The 16,527-nt window shown below is 63.2% G+C and carries 20 protein-coding genes; 12 read left to right on the top strand and 8 right to left on the bottom strand.

The features are described from left to right. The first annotated feature begins 37 nt into the window (after positions 1–37). The 3 genes from CKW40_RS21835 to CKW40_RS21825 are packed head-to-tail and all read left to right on the top strand — an operon-like array spanning position 38 to position 2,558. Entirely contained in the window at positions 38–667 is a 630-nt protein-coding gene (locus CKW40_RS21835; protein WP_095201924.1) for a DUF1285 domain-containing protein, read from the top strand. Then, complete coding sequence (locus CKW40_RS21830; RefSeq protein ID WP_095201923.1) at positions 667–1,299, top strand: CoA pyrophosphatase; 633 nt, start codon at positions 667–669, stop codon at positions 1,297–1,299. Before CKW40_RS21835 ends, CKW40_RS21830 begins: the two co-directional genes overlap by 1 nt. Further along, the gene (locus CKW40_RS21825; RefSeq protein ID WP_095201922.1) at positions 1,296–2,558 is read left to right on the top strand and encodes a CCA tRNA nucleotidyltransferase; all 1,263 of its coding nucleotides are present in this window, start codon (positions 1,296–1,298) and stop codon (positions 2,556–2,558) included. The genes CKW40_RS21830 and CKW40_RS21825 overlap by 4 nt, the downstream gene beginning before the upstream one ends. Positions 2,559–2,593: 35 nt before the next feature. Here CKW40_RS21825 and CKW40_RS21820 read toward each other — a convergent pair whose 3' ends face one another. From CKW40_RS21820 to hemF, 4 genes are all read right to left on the bottom strand, one after another. Beyond that, complete coding sequence (locus CKW40_RS21820; RefSeq protein WP_095201921.1) at positions 2,594–3,574, bottom strand: S8 family serine peptidase; 981 nt, start codon at positions 3,572–3,574, stop codon at positions 2,594–2,596. A gap of 81 nt (positions 3,575–3,655) precedes the next feature. Continuing rightward, positions 3,656–4,234 carry a hypothetical protein gene (locus CKW40_RS21815; protein ID WP_095201920.1) on the bottom strand — a complete coding sequence of 193 codons (579 nt, stop codon included), beginning with the start codon at positions 4,232–4,234 and terminating at the stop codon, positions 3,656–3,658. Positions 4,235–4,458: 224 nt separating this feature from the next. Next, complete coding sequence (locus tag CKW40_RS21810) at positions 4,459–4,644, bottom strand: DUF1059 domain-containing protein (RefSeq protein ID WP_095201919.1); 186 nt, start codon at positions 4,642–4,644, stop codon at positions 4,459–4,461. Between the two features lie 206 nt (positions 4,645–4,850). After that, positions 4,851–5,765 carry an oxygen-dependent coproporphyrinogen oxidase gene (hemF, locus tag CKW40_RS21805; protein WP_095201918.1) on the bottom strand — a complete coding sequence of 305 codons (915 nt, stop codon included), beginning with the start codon at positions 5,763–5,765 and terminating at the stop codon, positions 4,851–4,853. Between the two features lie 171 nt (positions 5,766–5,936). Here hemF and CKW40_RS21800 point away from each other — a divergent pair, with 171 nt between their 5' ends. Next, on the top strand, positions 5,937–6,194 hold the full coding sequence (locus tag CKW40_RS21800) for a hypothetical protein (protein WP_095201917.1): 258 nt from the start codon (positions 5,937–5,939) through the stop codon (positions 6,192–6,194). A 6-nt stretch (positions 6,195–6,200) separates the two neighbouring features. On the opposite strand, the gene CKW40_RS21795 is transcribed toward CKW40_RS21800, so the two are convergent. The 3 genes from CKW40_RS21795 to CKW40_RS21785 all read right to left on the bottom strand — a co-directional run bounded on the left by CKW40_RS21795 (position 6,201) and on the right by CKW40_RS21785 (position 7,498). After that, entirely contained in the window at positions 6,201–6,401 is a 201-nt protein-coding gene (locus CKW40_RS21795) for a hypothetical protein (RefSeq protein ID WP_143748358.1), read from the bottom strand. A 32-nt stretch (positions 6,402–6,433) separates the two neighbouring features. After that, positions 6,434–6,877 (bottom strand): redox-sensitive transcriptional activator SoxR, encoded by a 444-nt coding sequence (gene soxR, locus CKW40_RS21790; RefSeq protein WP_095201915.1) that lies wholly within the window; start codon positions 6,875–6,877, stop codon positions 6,434–6,436. Positions 6,878–7,039: 162 nt separating this feature from the next. Beyond that, entirely contained in the window at positions 7,040–7,498 is a 459-nt protein-coding gene (locus CKW40_RS21785) for a tRNA (cytidine(34)-2'-O)-methyltransferase (RefSeq protein ID WP_095201914.1), read from the bottom strand. Positions 7,499–7,940: 442 nt separating this feature from the next. Between CKW40_RS21785 and CKW40_RS21780 the strand changes: the two genes are divergently transcribed. From CKW40_RS21780 to CKW40_RS21760, 5 genes are read left to right on the top strand one after another with little or no spacing between them, the layout of a single operon-like run. Then, positions 7,941–8,333, top strand: a complete 393-nt coding sequence (locus CKW40_RS21780) for a hypothetical protein (RefSeq protein WP_095202026.1) — start codon at positions 7,941–7,943, stop codon at positions 8,331–8,333. 29 nt (positions 8,334–8,362) lie between these two features. Then, the gene (locus CKW40_RS21775) at positions 8,363–10,249 is read left to right on the top strand and encodes an ABC transporter ATP-binding protein (RefSeq protein WP_095201913.1); all 1,887 of its coding nucleotides are present in this window, start codon (positions 8,363–8,365) and stop codon (positions 10,247–10,249) included. A 10-nt stretch (positions 10,250–10,259) separates the two neighbouring features. Next, positions 10,260–12,143: an ABC transporter ATP-binding protein gene (locus CKW40_RS21770; RefSeq protein WP_095201912.1), complete on the top strand. Its 1,884-nt coding sequence runs from the start codon at positions 10,260–10,262 to the stop codon at positions 12,141–12,143. Between the two features lie 4 nt (positions 12,144–12,147). Continuing rightward, entirely contained in the window at positions 12,148–12,654 is a 507-nt protein-coding gene (locus tag CKW40_RS21765) for a GNAT family N-acetyltransferase (RefSeq protein WP_095201911.1), read from the top strand. A 1-nt stretch (position 12,655) separates the two neighbouring features. After that, a complete protein-coding gene (locus tag CKW40_RS21760) occupies positions 12,656–12,967 on the top strand; it encodes a DUF6665 family protein (protein WP_095201910.1) in 312 nt (103 codons plus the stop codon). A 3-nt stretch (positions 12,968–12,970) separates the two neighbouring features. On the opposite strand, the gene CKW40_RS21755 is transcribed toward CKW40_RS21760, so the two are convergent. Continuing rightward, positions 12,971–13,315, bottom strand: coding sequence for a cupin domain-containing protein (locus CKW40_RS21755; RefSeq protein WP_095201909.1), 345 nt, complete (start codon positions 13,313–13,315; stop codon positions 12,971–12,973). A 314-nt stretch (positions 13,316–13,629) separates the two neighbouring features. Between CKW40_RS21755 and petA the strand changes: the two genes are divergently transcribed. From petA to CKW40_RS21740, 3 genes are read left to right on the top strand one after another with little or no spacing between them, the layout of a single operon-like run. After that, positions 13,630–14,190: a ubiquinol-cytochrome c reductase iron-sulfur subunit gene (gene petA / locus CKW40_RS21750; RefSeq protein WP_010911121.1), complete on the top strand. Its 561-nt coding sequence runs from the start codon at positions 13,630–13,632 to the stop codon at positions 14,188–14,190. 17 nt (positions 14,191–14,207) lie between these two features. Next, positions 14,208–15,548, top strand: a complete 1,341-nt coding sequence (locus CKW40_RS21745) for a cytochrome b (RefSeq protein WP_095201908.1) — start codon at positions 14,208–14,210, stop codon at positions 15,546–15,548. A 27-nt stretch (positions 15,549–15,575) separates the two neighbouring features. Continuing rightward, a complete protein-coding gene (locus CKW40_RS21740) occupies positions 15,576–16,442 on the top strand; it encodes a cytochrome c1 (RefSeq protein WP_095201907.1) in 867 nt (288 codons plus the stop codon). Positions 16,443–16,527: the final 85 nt, after the last annotated feature.

The raw sequence follows: 16,527 nt of genomic DNA, 5'->3' as shown, positions 1-16,527 counted from the left end.
GGCTGACAAGCGGAACAACAGTGACTATTTCGTGACGATGGCGGAACACGACGAACATCGCGAACAAAGCCTTACGCAGGCAACCGAGGCGCGCGGCCTGGAGGCGCTGATCTCGCGCGCGGCACGTGCCGGCAAGGGCGCGGCACCCGTCGAGCGCTGGAATCCCGACTTTTGCGGCGATCTCGACATGGAGATCAAGGCCGACGGCACCTGGTTCTATCTCGGCACCCCGATCGGCCGCATGCCGCTGGTGCAGCTTTTCTCCTCCGTGCTGCGCAAGGACGCCGACGGCAGGACCTATCTGGTGACGCCTGTGGAAAAGGTCGGCATCCGCGTCGCCGATGCGCCGTTCATCGCCGTCGAGATGGACGTTTCGGGCAGTGGCGACGAACAGATCATCACTTTCCGCACCAATGTCGGCGATGTGGTCGAGGCCGGGCCGGAACGGCCGCTGCGCTTCGTCGACGAGAACGAGACCGGCGGGTTGAAGCCCTATGTGCTGGTGCGCGGCCGGCTGGAGGCGCTGGTGGGGCGGCCTGTCATGTATGAACTGGTCGGGCATGGCGAGGAGGTCGAGATCGGCGGCGAGACGATGTTCGCGGTGCGCTCGAAAGGCGCCGTCTTTCCGATCATGCCGGCGGACCAGTTGAAGCGGCTGAGCGCATGATGGACCAGGTGTCCGGGATATCGTTTTCATCGGCGGATTTTCGCGCGCGCTTTGCCGCGCAGCCGGACGCGCATGCCGGCGACGACTATGGCGACCATCGCTTCAATCCCGGCCATCCGCGCCTCAACCAGGGCAAGCCGCTGCGCGATGCTGCGGTGCTGATCCCGGTGGTCGATCATGACGGCGAGGCGACAGTTCTGCTGACCAAACGGGCCGAGAAGCTGCGCAGCCATTCGGGACAGGTGGCCTTTCCCGGCGGCACCATCGATTCCACCGACGCCAGCCCGGAGGCGGCAGCACTGCGCGAGACTTTCGAGGAGATCGGCCTTGACCAGGACCGCATCGAGATCATCGGCCGCATGCCCGACTACGTCGCCGGCAGCGGCTACCGCATCGCACCGGTGCTGGGCATCGTACAACCCGGTTTTCAGCTGGCCTTGAACGCTGAGGAGGTCGATGCCGCCTTCGAAGTGCCGCTGCGCTTCCTGATGGACCCGGTGAACCACAAGCGCGACAGCCGTATGTGGAACGATCTCGAATGGTTCTTCTACGACATGCCCTATGGCGACCGGCGCATCTGGGGTGTCACCGCCGGCATCATCCGTACGCTCTATGAAAGGCTCTATGCGTGAGTGTTTCGATCGCGGGCGGGGCCGACTGGCTTGCCGACAAGCATTTGCAGCGCCTGCTTGCCGCCCTGGCCGAGGGCGGTGAAGAGGCGCGCATTGCCGGCGGCGCCGTACGCAACACGCTGATGGGCCAGCCGGTCGCCGATGTCGACATTGCCACCACTTGTCTGCCTGAGGAGACCATCCGCCGCGCCGAGGCGAAAGGTTTCAAGCCGGTGCCGACCGGCATCGAGCACGGCACCATCACAGTGGTCGCCGGCGGCAAGCCCTATGAAATCACGACCTTGCGCGCCGATGTCGAGACTGACGGCCGCCGCGCCAAAGTGTCGTTCGGGCGCGACTGGAAGCTGGATGCCGAGCGGCGCGACTTCACCATCAACGCGCTCTACGCCAACGCGGACGGCTCTGTCGTCGACCTGGTCGACGGCATTGCCGACATCGAGGCGCGGCGGCTGCGCTTCATCGGCGATGCGGAAGCGCGCATCCGCGAGGATTATCTGCGCATCCTGCGCTTTTTCCGCTTCTTCGCCTGGTATGGCGAAGGCCGGCCGGACGCCGAGGGGCTTAAGGCCTGCGCCCGGCTGAAGGAGGGCTTGGCCCAACTCTCGGCGGAGCGCGTCTGGTCCGAGCTGAAGAAGCTTCTGTCGGCGCCGGACCCGTCGCGGGCGCTGCTGTGGATGCGGCAGGCCGGTGTCTTGACCGCCGCGCTGCCGGAAAGCGAGAAATGGGGCATCGATGCCATCCATGGGCTGACCAAGGCGGAGAAGGATCTGGGCTGGGCGGCGGATCCGATGCTGCGGCTGGAGGCGATCGTGCCACCGGATGCCGCGCGCATGAAGACGCTGGCCGAACGGCTCCGGTTTTCGACCGTGGAATCAGACCGCTTGCGCCATTGGGCACTGGCCACGGCCGTCGAGCCGAAGACGACCGAGGGCGAACTGGCGAAAAGGCTGTACCGCGGCGACCGGCAAGGGTTTGTCGATCGGCTGCGGCTGTCGCTCGCCGCCGCGCGGGCGCGCGCCGTCGAGGACAATGCCGCGATGCTCGAAGCCGGCGGCTTTTCGCGTCTGCTTGCCTTCGCGCTCAAATGGGAAAAACCGGTGTTTCCGCTGAAGGGCGCCGATCTGACGGCGCTTGGCGCGACGCCGGGGCCGAAGCTCGGCGAAATCCTCAAGAACCTCGAGGCGGAATGGATCGAAGCGGGATTTGCGCCGGATCGCGGCGCGCTGCTTGACCGCGCCGCGAAGGCACTGGAAACCTAAAGCGCGACGCGCTCGTCGAGCGAAATGCTACGCGCCTACCTGATTGCTACCGGAGCCAGGGCGCGCGAAAGGCTCGCCTCACCCTTGCCGTAGACGGAGGGGTTATAGTTGACCAGTGTATCGGTACGAGCCGTATTGAGCAGATCGTTGGTGATCTGGGTCGGCGTCGCACTGGTGAATTTGCTGCCGATGATCGCCGCGTATCCCGAGATGATCGGCGCGGCGAAGGACGTGCCGTAAAGGCCGGTCTTGTCGCCGGTGACACCTACGACGAGGAAATGGCTCTGCACAGCCGTGTTGGAGCCGGCGTAGTTGGAATACCAGGCAAGCTGGGCCTTGTTGGACGTCGTGCCGTTGGTGGACAGCGCGCCGACGAAGATCGCCGAGGCTTTGCCGACCAGGGCGAGGTCGAGATAATCCTGCTGGCCGCCGGTGACGCCGCCCACGGCAACCGAATCGTTGCCAGCCGCCTTCGAGACAACGGCCAGCCCTCTGGCGGCGTAGGAGATGATCGAAGCTTCCTCCGGTGCCCAGCCGATCTGGTTTGAGCTGTAGCCCGCCTTGGCGTACATGCCGTAGCTCAGATTGAGCACGTTCAGCCCGCTCGCCAGCGGGACGTATGAACCGGTGGTGAAGTCTTTCGACCTTATGGTCGCCAAGGGCGCAACCATGCTGGCTTCCTCGCGGGTCCATTCACCGTGCCGCTGGGTTTGAACCCCGAGGCCGAAATTGCCGGAGAAGCGCGACGTGCTGCTGAAGTCGTCGACCATGGTAATGGTGACGCCCTTGCCCTTGTACCCTGCGGCCCATGCGGCGCCGACATCGGGGCTCATCCAGTTCTGTACCGTCTGCGTCGCCGGCGCGGCCGGGATCGTTGCGCTTACGCATATGGATCCGCCGCCGTGGCAGAGCGCGGCCATCTGATCGGCGTCGAGAGCGTCTTGCGCCGATGCGAATGGCGCCGAAAGGATGACAAGGGCGGCGGCGAGGCCGAACTTCATGCAAGTACCCGACATGTTCCTACTCCAGTCAGACAACAACCAGGATGAGCGATCGCTTTCGGGGCGATGAATTCCTCATTCGCAGCCTCGCGGCGATCAGAAAGTAACACGGTAGTTCAGCCAGAGGTGCTGGCTTTCCGGTTTAGCATTAACCAGATATTTCAATGTTTCCTCAGGCGCCATCTGGCTGGCCGCGAGCCGGCAATTGACGCTGTAGGTACCGAAGTCGCCATAGTCGGCTTCGCAGGACTTTTCGGTGAGCTTGCCGCCGAAGGTCGTGGTGAACGACAGGGAAAGCGTGCTGTTGGGGCTGGGATGCATCTGGGTGAGGAACCCAAGCTTGAGGCTGGGCGCGATCCGATACTTCTCGCCCTCCTCTCCGGTCCCGAAACCCCAAAGGATGCCGGTATCCTCGGTGATCTGGGTCAAAAGGTCGACATGCATGTCGACCCAGCTTGCGCGATACCATTGGTTGAACGAGACAAAGGTTCCGTTCTGCAGTTCGTAACCACCATTGCCCAGGCCTCTCGCGCGATCGCTGAGCGGCGAACCCTGATGGATGTCGACCAACGATGTCGTCATTTCCTGCGCAATGGCTGGGGACGCCCCGACGAGCGCCCACAGCAGTGGCGCCACCGTGCGGAAACCCAATCGATTGCCGGATTTTTCGCGCATGCGCGAAACACCTCGCCCCACCATTCCGGATCAGTGCCTGGTGGCGACGGGCTTCTCTGGCAGCCCACTGTAGCCGGATTATCCGTGTGACATTGGCACGGGTTCGGTTACCGCAGGGTTTACTTTAGCGGGGGCAAATATGATTTTTGACTGTCCGCTTCGTCGAATGGTGAGCGCCGGCGCGGTTCACTGGCCGCCGCCCACGAAGCAAGGCCGGGCAAAACCTAGGCGGCGTCGCGAACCTTCTCGATGCGCGAACGGATCGCCTCGACCATCGTCTCGCGGATAACAGTCTCGCCATGCGTCTCGCGCATATGCTCGACGGCACGGCGCATCACTTCGGCTTCCTCGTCGGCACGGGTGTGCCAGTCACAGCCGGGAACGAGCGACCCGCAGTGGAATGCCTTCATCGGATTTCTCCTTTTCCTCCGGGGAGCCAATCGAGGCTCCGCCACTTTTTTTGGCTCACGGTCCATTCCACATTGAATTCCCGGACGTGAGCGGGGGCAAAAACTATAACACACAAGGGCCGGTCTGGTTGCATCAAAGCATCGTGCACCGCTTGCCCAGTGTCCTTGATTTGGAGCAATTCCGGACGGAATTGCTAGGGCTGATCTTACGGCCAGCGCACCTCCGGCGGCAGGCTGGACAGGATCGACGCGACATTGCCGCCGGTCTTCAGGCCGAAGATGGTGCCACGATCGTGAAGCAGGTTGAATTCGACGTAGCGGCCGCGGCGGATGAGTTGTTCATCGCGGTCGCCGTCCGTCCAGTTCTCGTTGAAGTTGGCGCGCACGAGATGGCCGTAGACGACGAGGAAGGAGCGCCCGACATCCTGGACGAAGTTGAAGTCGGCATTCCAGCCGCCCTTGTCCTCGGCCGAATGCAGCCAGTCGAAGAAGATGCCGCCAACGCCGCGCGGCTCGTTGCGGTGGGGCAGGAAGAAGTACTCGTCGCACCAGGTCTTGAATTTCGGATGATCGGCGACGCCGGCGTTCTTCTCGCAAGCGAACTGCATGGCGCGGTGGAAGGCGACGGTGTCAGGATCGTTTTGGGTGCGGCGGCGGTCGAGCACCGGGGTCAGATCGGCGCCGCCGCCGAACCATTGCCTGGAGGTGACCACCATGCGCGTGTTCATGTGCACGGCCGGAACGTTGGGGTTCCAGGGATGCGCGATCAGCGAGATGCCGGAGGCCCAGAAGCGCGGGTCTTCCTCGGCGCCGGGCATCTGCTTCCTGAATTCGGGCGAGAACTCGCCGTAAACGGTCGAGGTGTGGACGCCGACCTTCTCGAAGACGCGGCCATGCATCATCGACATGGTGCCGCCGCCACCCTTGCCCTGGTCACGCTCCCACGGCGTCTTTTCGAACCGGCCGGGCGACCATGAGGCGAGCGGGCCCTGGAGATCCTGCTCGATCTGCTCGAAGGCGCCGCAGATGCGTTCGCGCAGCGCCTCGAACCACAGGCGCGCCTTCATCTTCTTCTCTTCGATGTCGGCGGGCAGGCCAGCCAGTATTTCAGGTCGTTCCAAGTGCCGTCTCCGGTTGCGGGGCGGCCCGCCCCTACAAATGACTCGTCTTTTGCCGGCGCGATCCCTAATCTCTTAGGGAACAGGGTCAAGTCACTTTGCTTTCGCGCATGATCCTTTCCGAAACTCGGGTTCCGGTTTCGGGGTCATGTGCTAGGTGCAAGGAGTTGTTTCGTGCGCACCCCGGCAAGACCGCCGCTGGATGGCCTGAAGAAAAGGCTCGACCAGAGCCGGGCCGAACGCGCGCGTATGCCGCGCGACGGCTTTTTGCGCGAGACCTTCGTGCTGCCGCGCTCCGATGCCCGCCTCAAGGCCAAGGAATGGTTCGCGCGCTTTCCCAAGCAGGCCTACTGGACCGAGATCGAAAGCTGGTTCGAGCGGCCGGGGGATTTGATCGAGTTCACCATCAGGCGGTTGCCGGTGGCGGATTAGTTGCTGTCACAACGAGAACAGATCGCGCATTCTTTGAGAATCCAAGACCAGGTTCTCTCCAAGCAATCTGCCGAATTTCTCGAACCCCATCTTCCGCGCCTCCTCGAAGCTCACCGAGGTGTACAGGGTTGGCATGCCGCCGGAGTCGATCCGGTAGATCGTTATGAGGTGTGTCTCTTCCTCTGCCTGAATCAGGTGTCCCAGCACTGACGTACCTCCTTTGTCGCGCCGCATTCCACTCAAGGCGCAATCAGTCGCCGCGCCCCAGTTCCTTCCCTTGCCAGTCTGTCGCCCTTGTTCCTGAGCGGGCATTTGTCGATCGACATGCAGCCGCAGCCGATGCAGTCGGTCAGCCCGTCACGCAGTTTCTTCAGCTGGGCGATCTTGTGGTCGAGCCCGTCGCGCCAGGCGGTCGACAGCAGGTTCCAGTCGTCGCGCGTCGGGGTGCGGCCTTCCGGCAGGGAGGCCAGTGCTTCGCCGATCTCGGCCAGCGAGATGCCGACCTCCTGGGCGACCTTGATGATCGCCACCCGCCGCAGCACGTCGCGGCCGTAGCGACGCTGGTTGCCTGACGTGCGGTGGCTGCGGATCAGCCCGCGCGCTTCATAGAAATGCAGTGCCGATACCGCCACGCCGCTGCGCATGGCCACCTGGCCGACTGTCAATTCCGTTACTGGAGCCATTTCCCATTTTTCCGCTTGACCTCAAGTTAAGTTGAGCTTGTAGCGAAGAAATGTTGGTAGGGCAAATGACAGGAGAGGGCGATGTGCGCCTGGGTGAGAATGGCCGGAGAAACCACTGCCGTCAGCAATGGCAAGGGTGGCGTTGCCGATGGGCCGCGGATTCTATCCGAGCTGCCGGACGGCTTCGCCCGCCACCATGGCGACGGAGAGCGCGACATTGATGCTGCGCGCCGCACCTTGCATCGGGATGGTCAGCCGCGCATCCGCCGCCTGATGGACCGCATCCGGCACGCCTGCGGATTCGCGTCCGAACAGAAGGATGTCGCCGTCCGCGAAGCTGAAGCTGGTGTAGGCGGTCGTGGCCTTGGTCGACAGAAGCACCAGCCGATCCGTGCGGGCCTTGCGCCACTGCTCGAAGGCCTGCCAGTCGACATGCCGGGTCAGGGCGGCCATTTCGAGGTAGTCCATGCCGGCGCGCTTGAGCGCCTTGTCGGAAAGCGGAAAGCCGGCCGGTTCGATGATATCGACGCCAAGGCCGAGGCAGGCGGCGAAGCGCAGGATTGTCCCGGTGTTGCCGGCAATGTCCGGCTGGTAGAGCGCGATGCGGAGACGACAGTTCATTTCCGCATCCTTCTAATAAGTGGCAGATCGGCCACAGGGGCTTCCCGGTTTTGGAAATTCCTGGACCTGCGGGTGGCCATTTTCTGCGAAGTCGGGTATACGGCCAGCATTGTCAACCCGAACCGATGGAGGGGAAACTCATGATGACCATGCACATCCAGCGCCCCTCTCGTGGGCTTACCTGCCTGCCGGCGGTTTCGGTACGACAATTCTCCTGACTCTCTAAGACTTGATCGCACCGATTCCCGCCGAAACACCTTTCGGCTCTCGAAGGAATCCTGCGATGTTTTTCAAAAAGTCAAAAGGGCTGAACGCCCGAACTGAGCATGCCTGGACTGACGCTCGCCGTGTCCAGACAGACGCAATCCGTCCCTCCGGTCGAATGCCGGCGGACGATGTTGCTTCGCCTTTTCATCTCTATTTTCATACGGAGGACGGACCGATGTTCGATCCCAGAGTACCTGGCTCAAGGAGCCTGCATATCCACCGGCTGCCGACCTGGGCGCTGCTGATCGGCGACACCTACTCGTCGGCGGTCCATGCCGAAGTCCGCCGTCGGCCGCATCGCAGCATGCTGCCGGATGTCGATTTCTCGCGCGCGGTCCCGGATCCGAGCCGGCCTTCGCTGGTGCGCCGGATCATGCGGCTGATCCGGCCGGGTGCGAAAATCCGGCTTGTCGACACCGCACCGTCAGGATCGACAAACGAGCCTGTCGGCGAAAAGCCCGCGAGCCCCTATATTGCGCGAAGCAGGGCCGACGGTCCGGATGATTCCGGACCGTCGGCCCTCGGCGCCACACGGCTCGGGACCTTCGTACGTCGCCAAGCCGCGTAAGCGGAAAACAGATTTCACAGGCATGACCCATGTTGTTGTTTAGCTGGTTTGAAAGAAGGCTCGATCCGTTCCCGGCAGCGGAACCGGTCGAGCCGCCCAAGACGCTGGTCGCCTTCTGCCTGCATTACACGCGCGGCGCCTGGCCCTATATCCTTGTCGATGCGGTGCTGGTAACGGCGATCGCCATCGCGGAAGTGTGGATGTTCGGCTTCCTCGGCCGCATCGTCGACTGGCTGTCGGCGCAGAACCGCGAGACCTTCCTGCAGACGGAAGGCTGGAAGCTCGCCGCGATGGCCTTCATCGTGCTGTTCGCGCTGCCGGGCACGGTGTGGCTGCATTCGCTGCTCAATCAGCAGACGCTGATGGGCAACTATCCCATGCGCATCCGCTGGCAGGTGCACCGCTACCTGCTCAAGCAGTCGATGAGCTTCTACCAGGACGAGTTCGCCGGCCGCATCGCCACCAAGCTGATGCAGACGGCGCTCGCCGTGCGCGAATGCGTCATCAAGGTGATCGACGTCCTCAACTACGTCATCGTCTATTTCCTCGGCATGCTGTGGATCGTGGGCTCGGCCGACTGGCGGCTGGCCGCGCCGCTGGCGGTCTGGCTGGTCGGCTACATCCTGCTGCTGCGCTACTTCATCCCGCGCCTGGGCAAGGTCGGCGAAGAACAGGCCAATGCGCGCTCGGTCATGACCGGTCGCGTCGTCGACAGCTACTCCAACATCCAGACGGTCAAGCTGTTCAGTCATGCCAAGCGCGAGGCTACTTTCGCCAGGGAAGGCATGATGGGCTTCCTCGACACGGTCTACCGGTCGATGCGGCTGGTGACGGTGCTTTTCGGCACGCTCTACATTCTGAACGCACTGCTGCTGTTCTCCGTCACCGCCATTTCGCTGTGGCTGTGGATGGGGCAAGTGGTGACGATCGGCGCGGTCGCCGTGGTCATCGGCCTGGTGCTCCGGATGTGGGGCATGTCGCAGTGGATCATGTGGGAAATGTCGGGCCTGTTCGAGAACATCGGCACGGTGCAGGACGGCATTGCCTCGATCTCGTTGCCGCGGCTGGTCGAGGACAGGCCGGATGCGAAGGAGATCAGCGTTTCCAAGGGTGAGATCCGCTTCGAGGATATCCGCTTCCACTACGGCAAGCAGAAAGGCGTGATCGAAAACCTGTCGCTGGCGGTGAAGCCGGGCGAAAAGGTCGGCATTGTCGGCCGCTCGGGCGCCGGCAAGTCGACACTGGTCAATCTGCTCCTGCGCTTCTACGATTTGGAAGGCGGCCGGATCCTGATCGACGGTCAGGAGATCGCCGACGTGAAGCAGGATTCTCTGCGGGCCCAGATCGGCATGGTCACGCAGGACACCTCGCTGCTGCATCGTTCGGTGCGTGACAACATCCTCTATGGCCGCCCCGATGCATCAGACGAGATGCTTGTCGAGGCGGCGCGGCGGGCCGAGGCGCTGGACTTTGTCGGCGGGCTTTCCGACCACAAAGGCCGCAAGGGGTTCGACGCTTATGTCGGTGATCGTGGCGTCAAATTGTCCGGCGGCCAGCGGCAACGCATCGCCATTGCTCGCGTTATGTTGAAGGATGCACCGATACTTATCCTTGACGAGGCGACGTCGGCGCTGGATTCCGAAGCGGAAGCGGCCATCCAGGAGAATCTCTACAAGCTCATGCAGGGCAAGACCGTCATCGCCATTGCCCACCGGCTGTCGACCATCGCGGCGATGGACAGGCTTGTGGTGATGGACCAGGGTCGGGTCATCGAGGAAGGTTCGCACGACGAGCTGGTCGCCAAGGGCGGGCTCTACGCGCAGCTCTGGCAGCGCCAGTCGGGCGGGTTCCTGCTCGAGGACATCCCGGCTGATATCGCCAACGATGCCATTGCAAAGGGGCAAGCCGCAGAATGATGGCCGCCGCATGATGACAGCCGTCTATCGCTGGTTCGAGAACTGGGTCTTTCCGTTCAGGGAGCCGGCGAGTCTTCGGCCACCGTCCAGCGTCGGCGGGTTTCTCTGGCACTATGTCGGCCAGGCGAAGGTCGCCTTCTTCGCCATGCTGGTTATCGGCGGCATCGCGCCGCTGGTAGAAGCAGGTCTGTTCTACTTCGTCGGGCGGCTGGTCGACATCCTCGACCAGCTTCCCGGCGAACGCAGCTGGCATGCGCTGTGGACCGCCGCCGGGCCCGAGTTGGTGTTCATGATCGCGGTGGTGCTGGTCATCCGCACCATCGTCGTCGGCCTCTCGGCGCTGGTCGACGAGCAGACGATCACGCCCGGCTTCTACAATCTGGTGCGCTGGCAGGCGCACCGGCATGTGTCGCGCCAGTCCTACGCCTTCTTCCAGAACGATTTCGCCGGCCGCATCGCGACCAAGGTCTGGCAGGCGGGGCAAGCCACCGGCGATTTGATGGAAAGCTTCATCGAAGTCATCTGGTTCATGCTCATCTACACGGTGACGACACTGGCGCTGGTCGCCAACCTTGACTTGCGGCTGGCGGCGCTGGTGGTGATCTGGATCGCGGCCTTCGGCTGGTTGGCAAAACTCTATCTGCCGGCGATCCGCAAGCATGCCGAGGCCACGGCCGAAGCAGGCTCGATGATCAATGGCCGCATCGTCGATTCCTACTCCAACGTGCAGACGCTGAAACTGTTCTCGGCCGACGGCGACGACCATTACATCCGCAACGGCTTCGACATCTATCTCGACGCGCTGCGCCCGTTCACGCGCAGGCTCACCGGCGTGCGCATGGCGCTGACGACGCTGTCGGGTATCATGATCACGACGATCGGCTGTTTTGCCGTCTATCTCTGGGTGGAGGGCTCGATCACCGTCGGCGCGGTCGCCTTCACGCTGTCGCTGGTGCTGAGGCTCAACATGCTGCTTGGCCGGGTGATGATGCAGCTCAATGGCATCTTGCGAAATCTCGGCGTGCTGGAAAATTCAAAGGCACTGATCTCGCAGCCGCTCGGCCTCATCGACGCGCCCGACGCCAGGGAGCTGGTCGTCGCCGGCGGGCGCATCGACGTGAAGGGCGTCGAGTTCCACTACGGCAAGAGGTTCGGCGTGCTGAACGGCATCGACCTTGTCGTCAAGCCGGGCGAAAAGGTCGGGCTGGTCGGGCCATCGGGCGCGGGCAAGACGACGCTCGCCAATCTGATCCTGCGGCTCTACGACCTGGAGGGCGGGTCGATCACCATCGATGGCCAGAACGTTGCTGAGGTGACGCAGAATTCACTGCGCGCCAATATCGGCGTCGTCAGCCAGGACACCGCCCTGTTCCACCGTTCGCTGCGCGACAACATCAAGCTCGGCATGCCCGACGCGACCGACGCCGAGGTGATCGTGGCGGCCAAGAAGGCCGAGGCGCACGACTTCATCCTGGGCCTGCGCGACAACAGGGATCGTGCCGGCTACGAAGCGTTTGTCGGCGAGCGCGGCGTGAAACTGTCGGGCGGCCAGCGCCAGCGCGTGGCGATCGCCCGTGTCTTCCTCAAGGACGCGCCGATCCTGATCCTCGACGAGGCGACCTCGGCGCTCGATTCCGACATCGAGGCGGCGATCCAGGAGAACCTCACCAGGCTGATGGAGAACAAGACGGTGATCGCCATCGCCCACCGGCTGTCGACGATCGCTGCACTCGACCGCCTGGTGGTGCTCGACGGCGGGCGTATCGTCGAGCAAGGCACGCATGACGAGCTGGTGGCGCTCGACGGGCTCTATGCGCGGCTGTGGAAGCGGCAGTCGGGCGGCTTCCTCTATCACGAGGAAAGCGTGCTCGAAGAGACGCGGCCGGCGGAGTAGGCGCATGGGTGAGACGCCAGAGGTCAGCCCAAAGGTCAGCCCGGAGATCGGCTATGTGCTCAAGCGGCTCCGGCCAACCACGCCGGCCTTCGACAGGCTGAAGGACGAGAGCCGGCTGGAAGGCTACTGGATGCTGGTACGTCTGGCGGATGGCTGGGCAAGCGGGAACAACTCTGGCGGCCGCAACAAGTTCCTGAAACGGGGCGAGGCCTTGTTCGGGGCATGGCATGGCCGGGAGCTCGCCGGTGTGTGCGGGCTGAACATCGATCCTTATACCGAGGGCAGGGAGCAGGGCCGGGTCCGGCACCTGTTCGTCGGCGCGCCTCACCGCCGCGCCGGCCTTGGCCGCATGCTGGTCGAGACCGTCATCGACAGGGCACGCCGCTATTTTGCCGTGCTGAACACTCGCGCGCCGCCAGAAGCTTTCGGCTTCTATGAAAGGCTTGGCTTTCAGCCGGTGTTGGGTGAAGAATTCGTCACGCATCGCATGTCGTTCGAAAAAGGGGGCTGAGATGTCCTTGCGTCCGCCATCTCATCTTGCCGGCGCCTCGGCGGCCGAAGCGGCCTTCGACGCGCTTGGCCACGAAATCCTGGCCGAGAAAGCGGCGGCCCTCGGCCGCGCCGGCCAAAAGGTCGAGGAAACGCTGGCCAGGTTGCGCGCCAATGCCGACGAGCAGTTGCGCCCCCGGCTTCTCAAGGAGGCTGCCGAGGCGGTGCACGGCTATTTCATCCAGCGCGAGTTGTGCGGCTTGCGCAAGCACGATGGCGTCATCCGCGAGTACGACATCCCCAGGGCTGTACTGGTCAGGCTTGGCGCCAAATAGGGGTCACTCCAGCCACTTTGTGATGAACGTGCCGTTCTCGTGGATGTCGGTCGTTTCCAGCGGACCCGGACCGAGATTGGTGAATTTGTGCGGCGTATGGGGCGGCACGATGACGATCTGGCCGGCGGAAGCCTCGATTTCCTTGTCGCCGACGGTGAACAGGCCGGTGCCCTGGCGGATGATGAAGATCTCCGCGTAGGGATGGGCGTGCAGCCGCGGGCCGCCGCCTTCATCAGGCAGGTAGTTGAAGATCAGGCAGGAGTTGGAACCGTAGGCGCCGCACTGCAGTTCGCCCTTCCAGTGGTCGGAGCGGACAGCCCATTCCTCACGGTCTATGACGTGTGCCATGCCTGGGAAGATAGATCACACCGGCGCCCTCTGTCGAGGCAAGCCGAGGCCTTGGATTTGCGGTTGTTTCCCTGTTGTTTAGCCACCTTTTGCGGCCATTCGCCGTCCCGCCGGGCAATAGGGGATTTTGTCCCCGCGACAATCTGCCCTTGTGCCTTGACCCGTCTGGACAAAAACGGGCTTCACGCATAAACCGAAGTCCAAATGCCGGAGGAATTCGCTAGCCTGTTCGCCATGCGCTGTCGGGTTGGCGTGATTGAGCGGGGAACAAGGCTCGGCCACCGGCGCGGAAGAGGCGAAAGGATCAGGCACCCGTGAGCGCAACCGACATCCACGATCCCAATCGTCGAGATTTTCTTTATGTCGCCACGGGCATGGCCGCCGTGGTCGGTGCCGGTGCCGTCGCCTGGCCGTTCATCGACCAGATGCGCCCCGATGCCTCGACGCTGGCGCTCGCCTCGGTTGAAGTCGATGTCGCCTCGCTGACGCCGGGCATGTCGCTGATCGTCAAGTGGCGCGGCAAGCCGGTCGTGGTGCGCAACCGCACCGAAAAGGAAATGAAGGACGGCGAGGCCGTCAACCTTTCCGATCTCAAGGATCCGATCGCCCGCAACGCCAATCTGCCGGCCGACGCGCCGGCGACCGACGCCAACCGCACCACGCCCGGCAAGGAAGCCTGGATGGTGATGGTTCAGGTCTGCACGCATCTGGGCTGCATTCCGCTCGGCCAGGAAGGCGATTTCGGCGGCTGGTTCTGCCCGTGCCATGGTTCGCAATACGACACCGCCGGCCGCATCCGCAAAGGCCCGGCGCCGGAGAACATGGCGGTGCCGGTATTCAAATTCATTTCCGATACCAAGATCCTTATCGGTTGAGGCAGGGGGATATTTCGATGAGCGAGGGACACTCGACCTACACGCCCAAAACCGGTATCGAACGCTGGTTCGACGCCCGCATGCCGCTGCCCAGGATGGTCTATGACAGCTTCATCGCCTATCCGGTGCCGCGCAACCTGAACTACATGTGGACCTTCGGCGGCATCCTGGCGATCATGCTGGTGGCGCAGATCCTGACCGGCATCGTGCTGGCGATGCACTACACGTCCGACACCAATCTCGCCTTCGGTTCGGTCGAGAAGATCATGCGCGACGTCAATTCCGGCTGGCTGTTGCGCTACATGCATGCCAACGGCGCCTCGTTCTTCTTCATCGCCGTCTATCTCCATATCTTCCGTGGCCTCTATTACGGTTCCTACAAGGCACCGCGCGAGCTGCTCTGGATCCTCGGCTGCATCATCTACCTCCTGATGATGGCGACCGGCTTCATGGGCTACGTGCTGCCATGGGGGCAGATGAGCTTCTGGGGCGCCACCGTCATCACCGGCTTCTTCAGTGCCATTCCGCTGGTCGGCAACTGGATCCAGCAGCTGCTGCTCGGCGGCTTCTCCGTCGACGACCCGACGCTGAACCGCTTCTTCGCGCTGCACTATCTCTTGCCGTTCATGATTGCCGGCGTCGTCGTGCTGCACGTGTGGGCGCTGCATGTCGTCGGCCAGTCGAACCCGACCGGCATCGAGGTCAAGTCGAAGACCGACACCGTCGCCTTCACCCCTTACGCGACCATCAAGGACGCGTTCGGCATGATCGTGTTCCTGTTCATCTTCGCCTATTTCATCTTCTTCCTGCCGAACTATCTCGGCCATCCCGACAATTACATCGTCGCCAACCCGCTGAAGACGCCGGCCCACATCGTGCCGGAGTGGTACTTCCTGCCGTTCTACGCGATCCTGCGGGCCATCACCTTCAACATCGGGCCGATCAATTCCAAGCTCGGCGGCGTGCTGTGCATGTTCGGCGCCATCGTCATGCTGTTCCTGGTGCCGTGGCTCGACACCTCCAAGGTGCGCTCGGCGGTCTACCGGCCCTGGTACAAACTGTTCTTCTGGCTGTTCGTGGCCGACGCCATCCTGCTTGGCTGGCTGGGTTCGCAGCCGGCGGAAGGCGGCGGTCTGTTGACCCTCCTGATAGGTGAGTTCACGGGCAACTACGTTGGCTACGCTCAAGCGGCGACGCTGTTCTACTTTGCCTTCTTCCTGATCGTACTGCCGGTGCTTGGCCTGATCGAGACGCCGCGCAGGCTGCCGAACTCGATCACCGAGGCGGTGCTCGAAAAGAACAAGGGTGGCAGCGGGCATCCGGCGGGCGCCACGGCCGCGCCAGAGACCAAGGGCTGAGCGGTAGAGAATCTAAGGGGATTTGGCATGAAAAAGATTCTCACCTCGCTGGCGCTGATCGGCCTTGTGGCCGCCGGCACCGCCGCCTTCGCAGCCGAAGAGGCCCACAACGCGGCAGCGCCGACGCATTTCCCGATCAATGAGCCGAAGGAGATGAGCTGGAGCTTCACCGGCCCGATCGGCACCTATGACAAGGGCCAGCTGCAGCGCGGCCTGAAGGTCTACAAGGAAGTCTGCTCGGCCTGCCATTCGATGAATCTGGTGGCGTTCCGCACGCTGGAAGGCCCAACGGGCCTTGGCTATTCGGATGCGCAGATCAAGTCTTTGGCAGCCACCTACACCATCCATGACGGCCCCAACGATGCCGGCGAGATGTTCGACCGTCCCGGCAAGCCGTCGGACTACTTCCCGGCGCCGTTCGCCAATGTAGAGGCCGCCGCGGCCGCCAATGGCGGCGCGGCACCGCCCGACATGTCGCTGCTGGCCAAGGCACGCGGCGTCGAGCGCGGCTTTCCGCAATTCGTCTTCGACATCTTCACCCAGTATGATGCCGGCGGCCCCGACTACATCCATTCGCTGCTGACCGGCTACGACCAGACGCCGCCTGCCGGCATGGTCATCCCCGAGGGCACGCACTACAACCCGTACTTCATGTCCGGCGTGTCGCTGAAGATGCCCAAGCCGCTCTCCGACGGCCAGGTGACCTATGATGATGGCGCACCGCAGACGGTCGACCAGTATTCCCGCGACGTCGCTGCCTTCCTGATGTGGGCGGCCGAGCCGCACATGGAAGCCCGCAAGCATACCGGCATCAACGTGCTGTTTTTCCTGCTGGTGTTCGGCGGGTTGGTCTACCTCGTCAAGCGCAAGGTGTGGGAAGGCGTGGCGCATTAAACAGCGCCGAGGCAGCATATCATTACGAAAGGGCGCCTTGGGGCGCCCTTTCGTATTTCCGGGGGCGGTGATGTCACATGACCGT

The organism is Mesorhizobium carmichaelinearum (assembly GCF_900199455.1).
Taxonomy (GTDB): Bacteria; Pseudomonadota; Alphaproteobacteria; order Rhizobiales; family Rhizobiaceae; genus Mesorhizobium; species Mesorhizobium carmichaelinearum.
Note: the sequence above shows the minus strand (reverse complement) of the source record. Positions and strands in the feature narration are given on the sequence as shown.

Excerpts from the sequence above, each read along its gene's own strand:
- CKW40_RS21745 (WP_095201908.1), top strand. The coding sequence starts at position 14,208 with ATGAGCGAGGGACACTCGACCTACACGCCCAAAACCGGTATCGAACGC.
- CKW40_RS21830 (WP_095201923.1), top strand. The coding sequence starts at position 667 with ATGGACCAGGTGTCCGGGATATCGTTTTCATCGGCGGATTTTCGCGCG.
- CKW40_RS21765 (WP_095201911.1), top strand. The coding sequence starts at position 12,148 with ATGGGTGAGACGCCAGAGGTCAGCCCAAAGGTCAGCCCGGAGATCGGC.
- CKW40_RS21780 (WP_095202026.1), top strand. The coding sequence starts at position 7,941 with ATGTTCGATCCCAGAGTACCTGGCTCAAGGAGCCTGCATATCCACCGG.
- CKW40_RS21770 (WP_095201912.1), top strand. The coding sequence starts at position 10,260 with ATGATGACAGCCGTCTATCGCTGGTTCGAGAACTGGGTCTTTCCGTTC.
- CKW40_RS21740 (WP_095201907.1), top strand. The coding sequence starts at position 15,576 with ATGAAAAAGATTCTCACCTCGCTGGCGCTGATCGGCCTTGTGGCCGCC.
- CKW40_RS21785 (WP_095201914.1), bottom strand. The coding sequence starts at position 7,498 with ATGAACTGTCGTCTCCGCATCGCGCTCTACCAGCCGGACATTGCCGGC.
- CKW40_RS21820 (WP_095201921.1), bottom strand. The coding sequence starts at position 3,574 with ATGTCGGGTACTTGCATGAAGTTCGGCCTCGCCGCCGCCCTTGTCATC.
- CKW40_RS21815 (WP_095201920.1), bottom strand. The coding sequence starts at position 4,234 with ATGCGCGAAAAATCCGGCAATCGATTGGGTTTCCGCACGGTGGCGCCA.
- CKW40_RS21810 (WP_095201919.1), bottom strand. The coding sequence starts at position 4,644 with ATGAAGGCATTCCACTGCGGGTCGCTCGTTCCCGGCTGTGACTGGCAC.
- CKW40_RS21760 (WP_095201910.1), top strand. The coding sequence starts at position 12,656 with ATGTCCTTGCGTCCGCCATCTCATCTTGCCGGCGCCTCGGCGGCCGAA.
- CKW40_RS21755 (WP_095201909.1), bottom strand. The coding sequence starts at position 13,315 with ATGGCACACGTCATAGACCGTGAGGAATGGGCTGTCCGCTCCGACCAC.
- soxR (WP_095201915.1), bottom strand. The coding sequence starts at position 6,877 with ATGGCTCCAGTAACGGAATTGACAGTCGGCCAGGTGGCCATGCGCAGC.
- CKW40_RS21835 (WP_095201924.1), top strand. The coding sequence starts at position 38 with ATGGCGGAACACGACGAACATCGCGAACAAAGCCTTACGCAGGCAACC.
- CKW40_RS21775 (WP_095201913.1), top strand. The coding sequence starts at position 8,363 with ATGTTGTTGTTTAGCTGGTTTGAAAGAAGGCTCGATCCGTTCCCGGCA.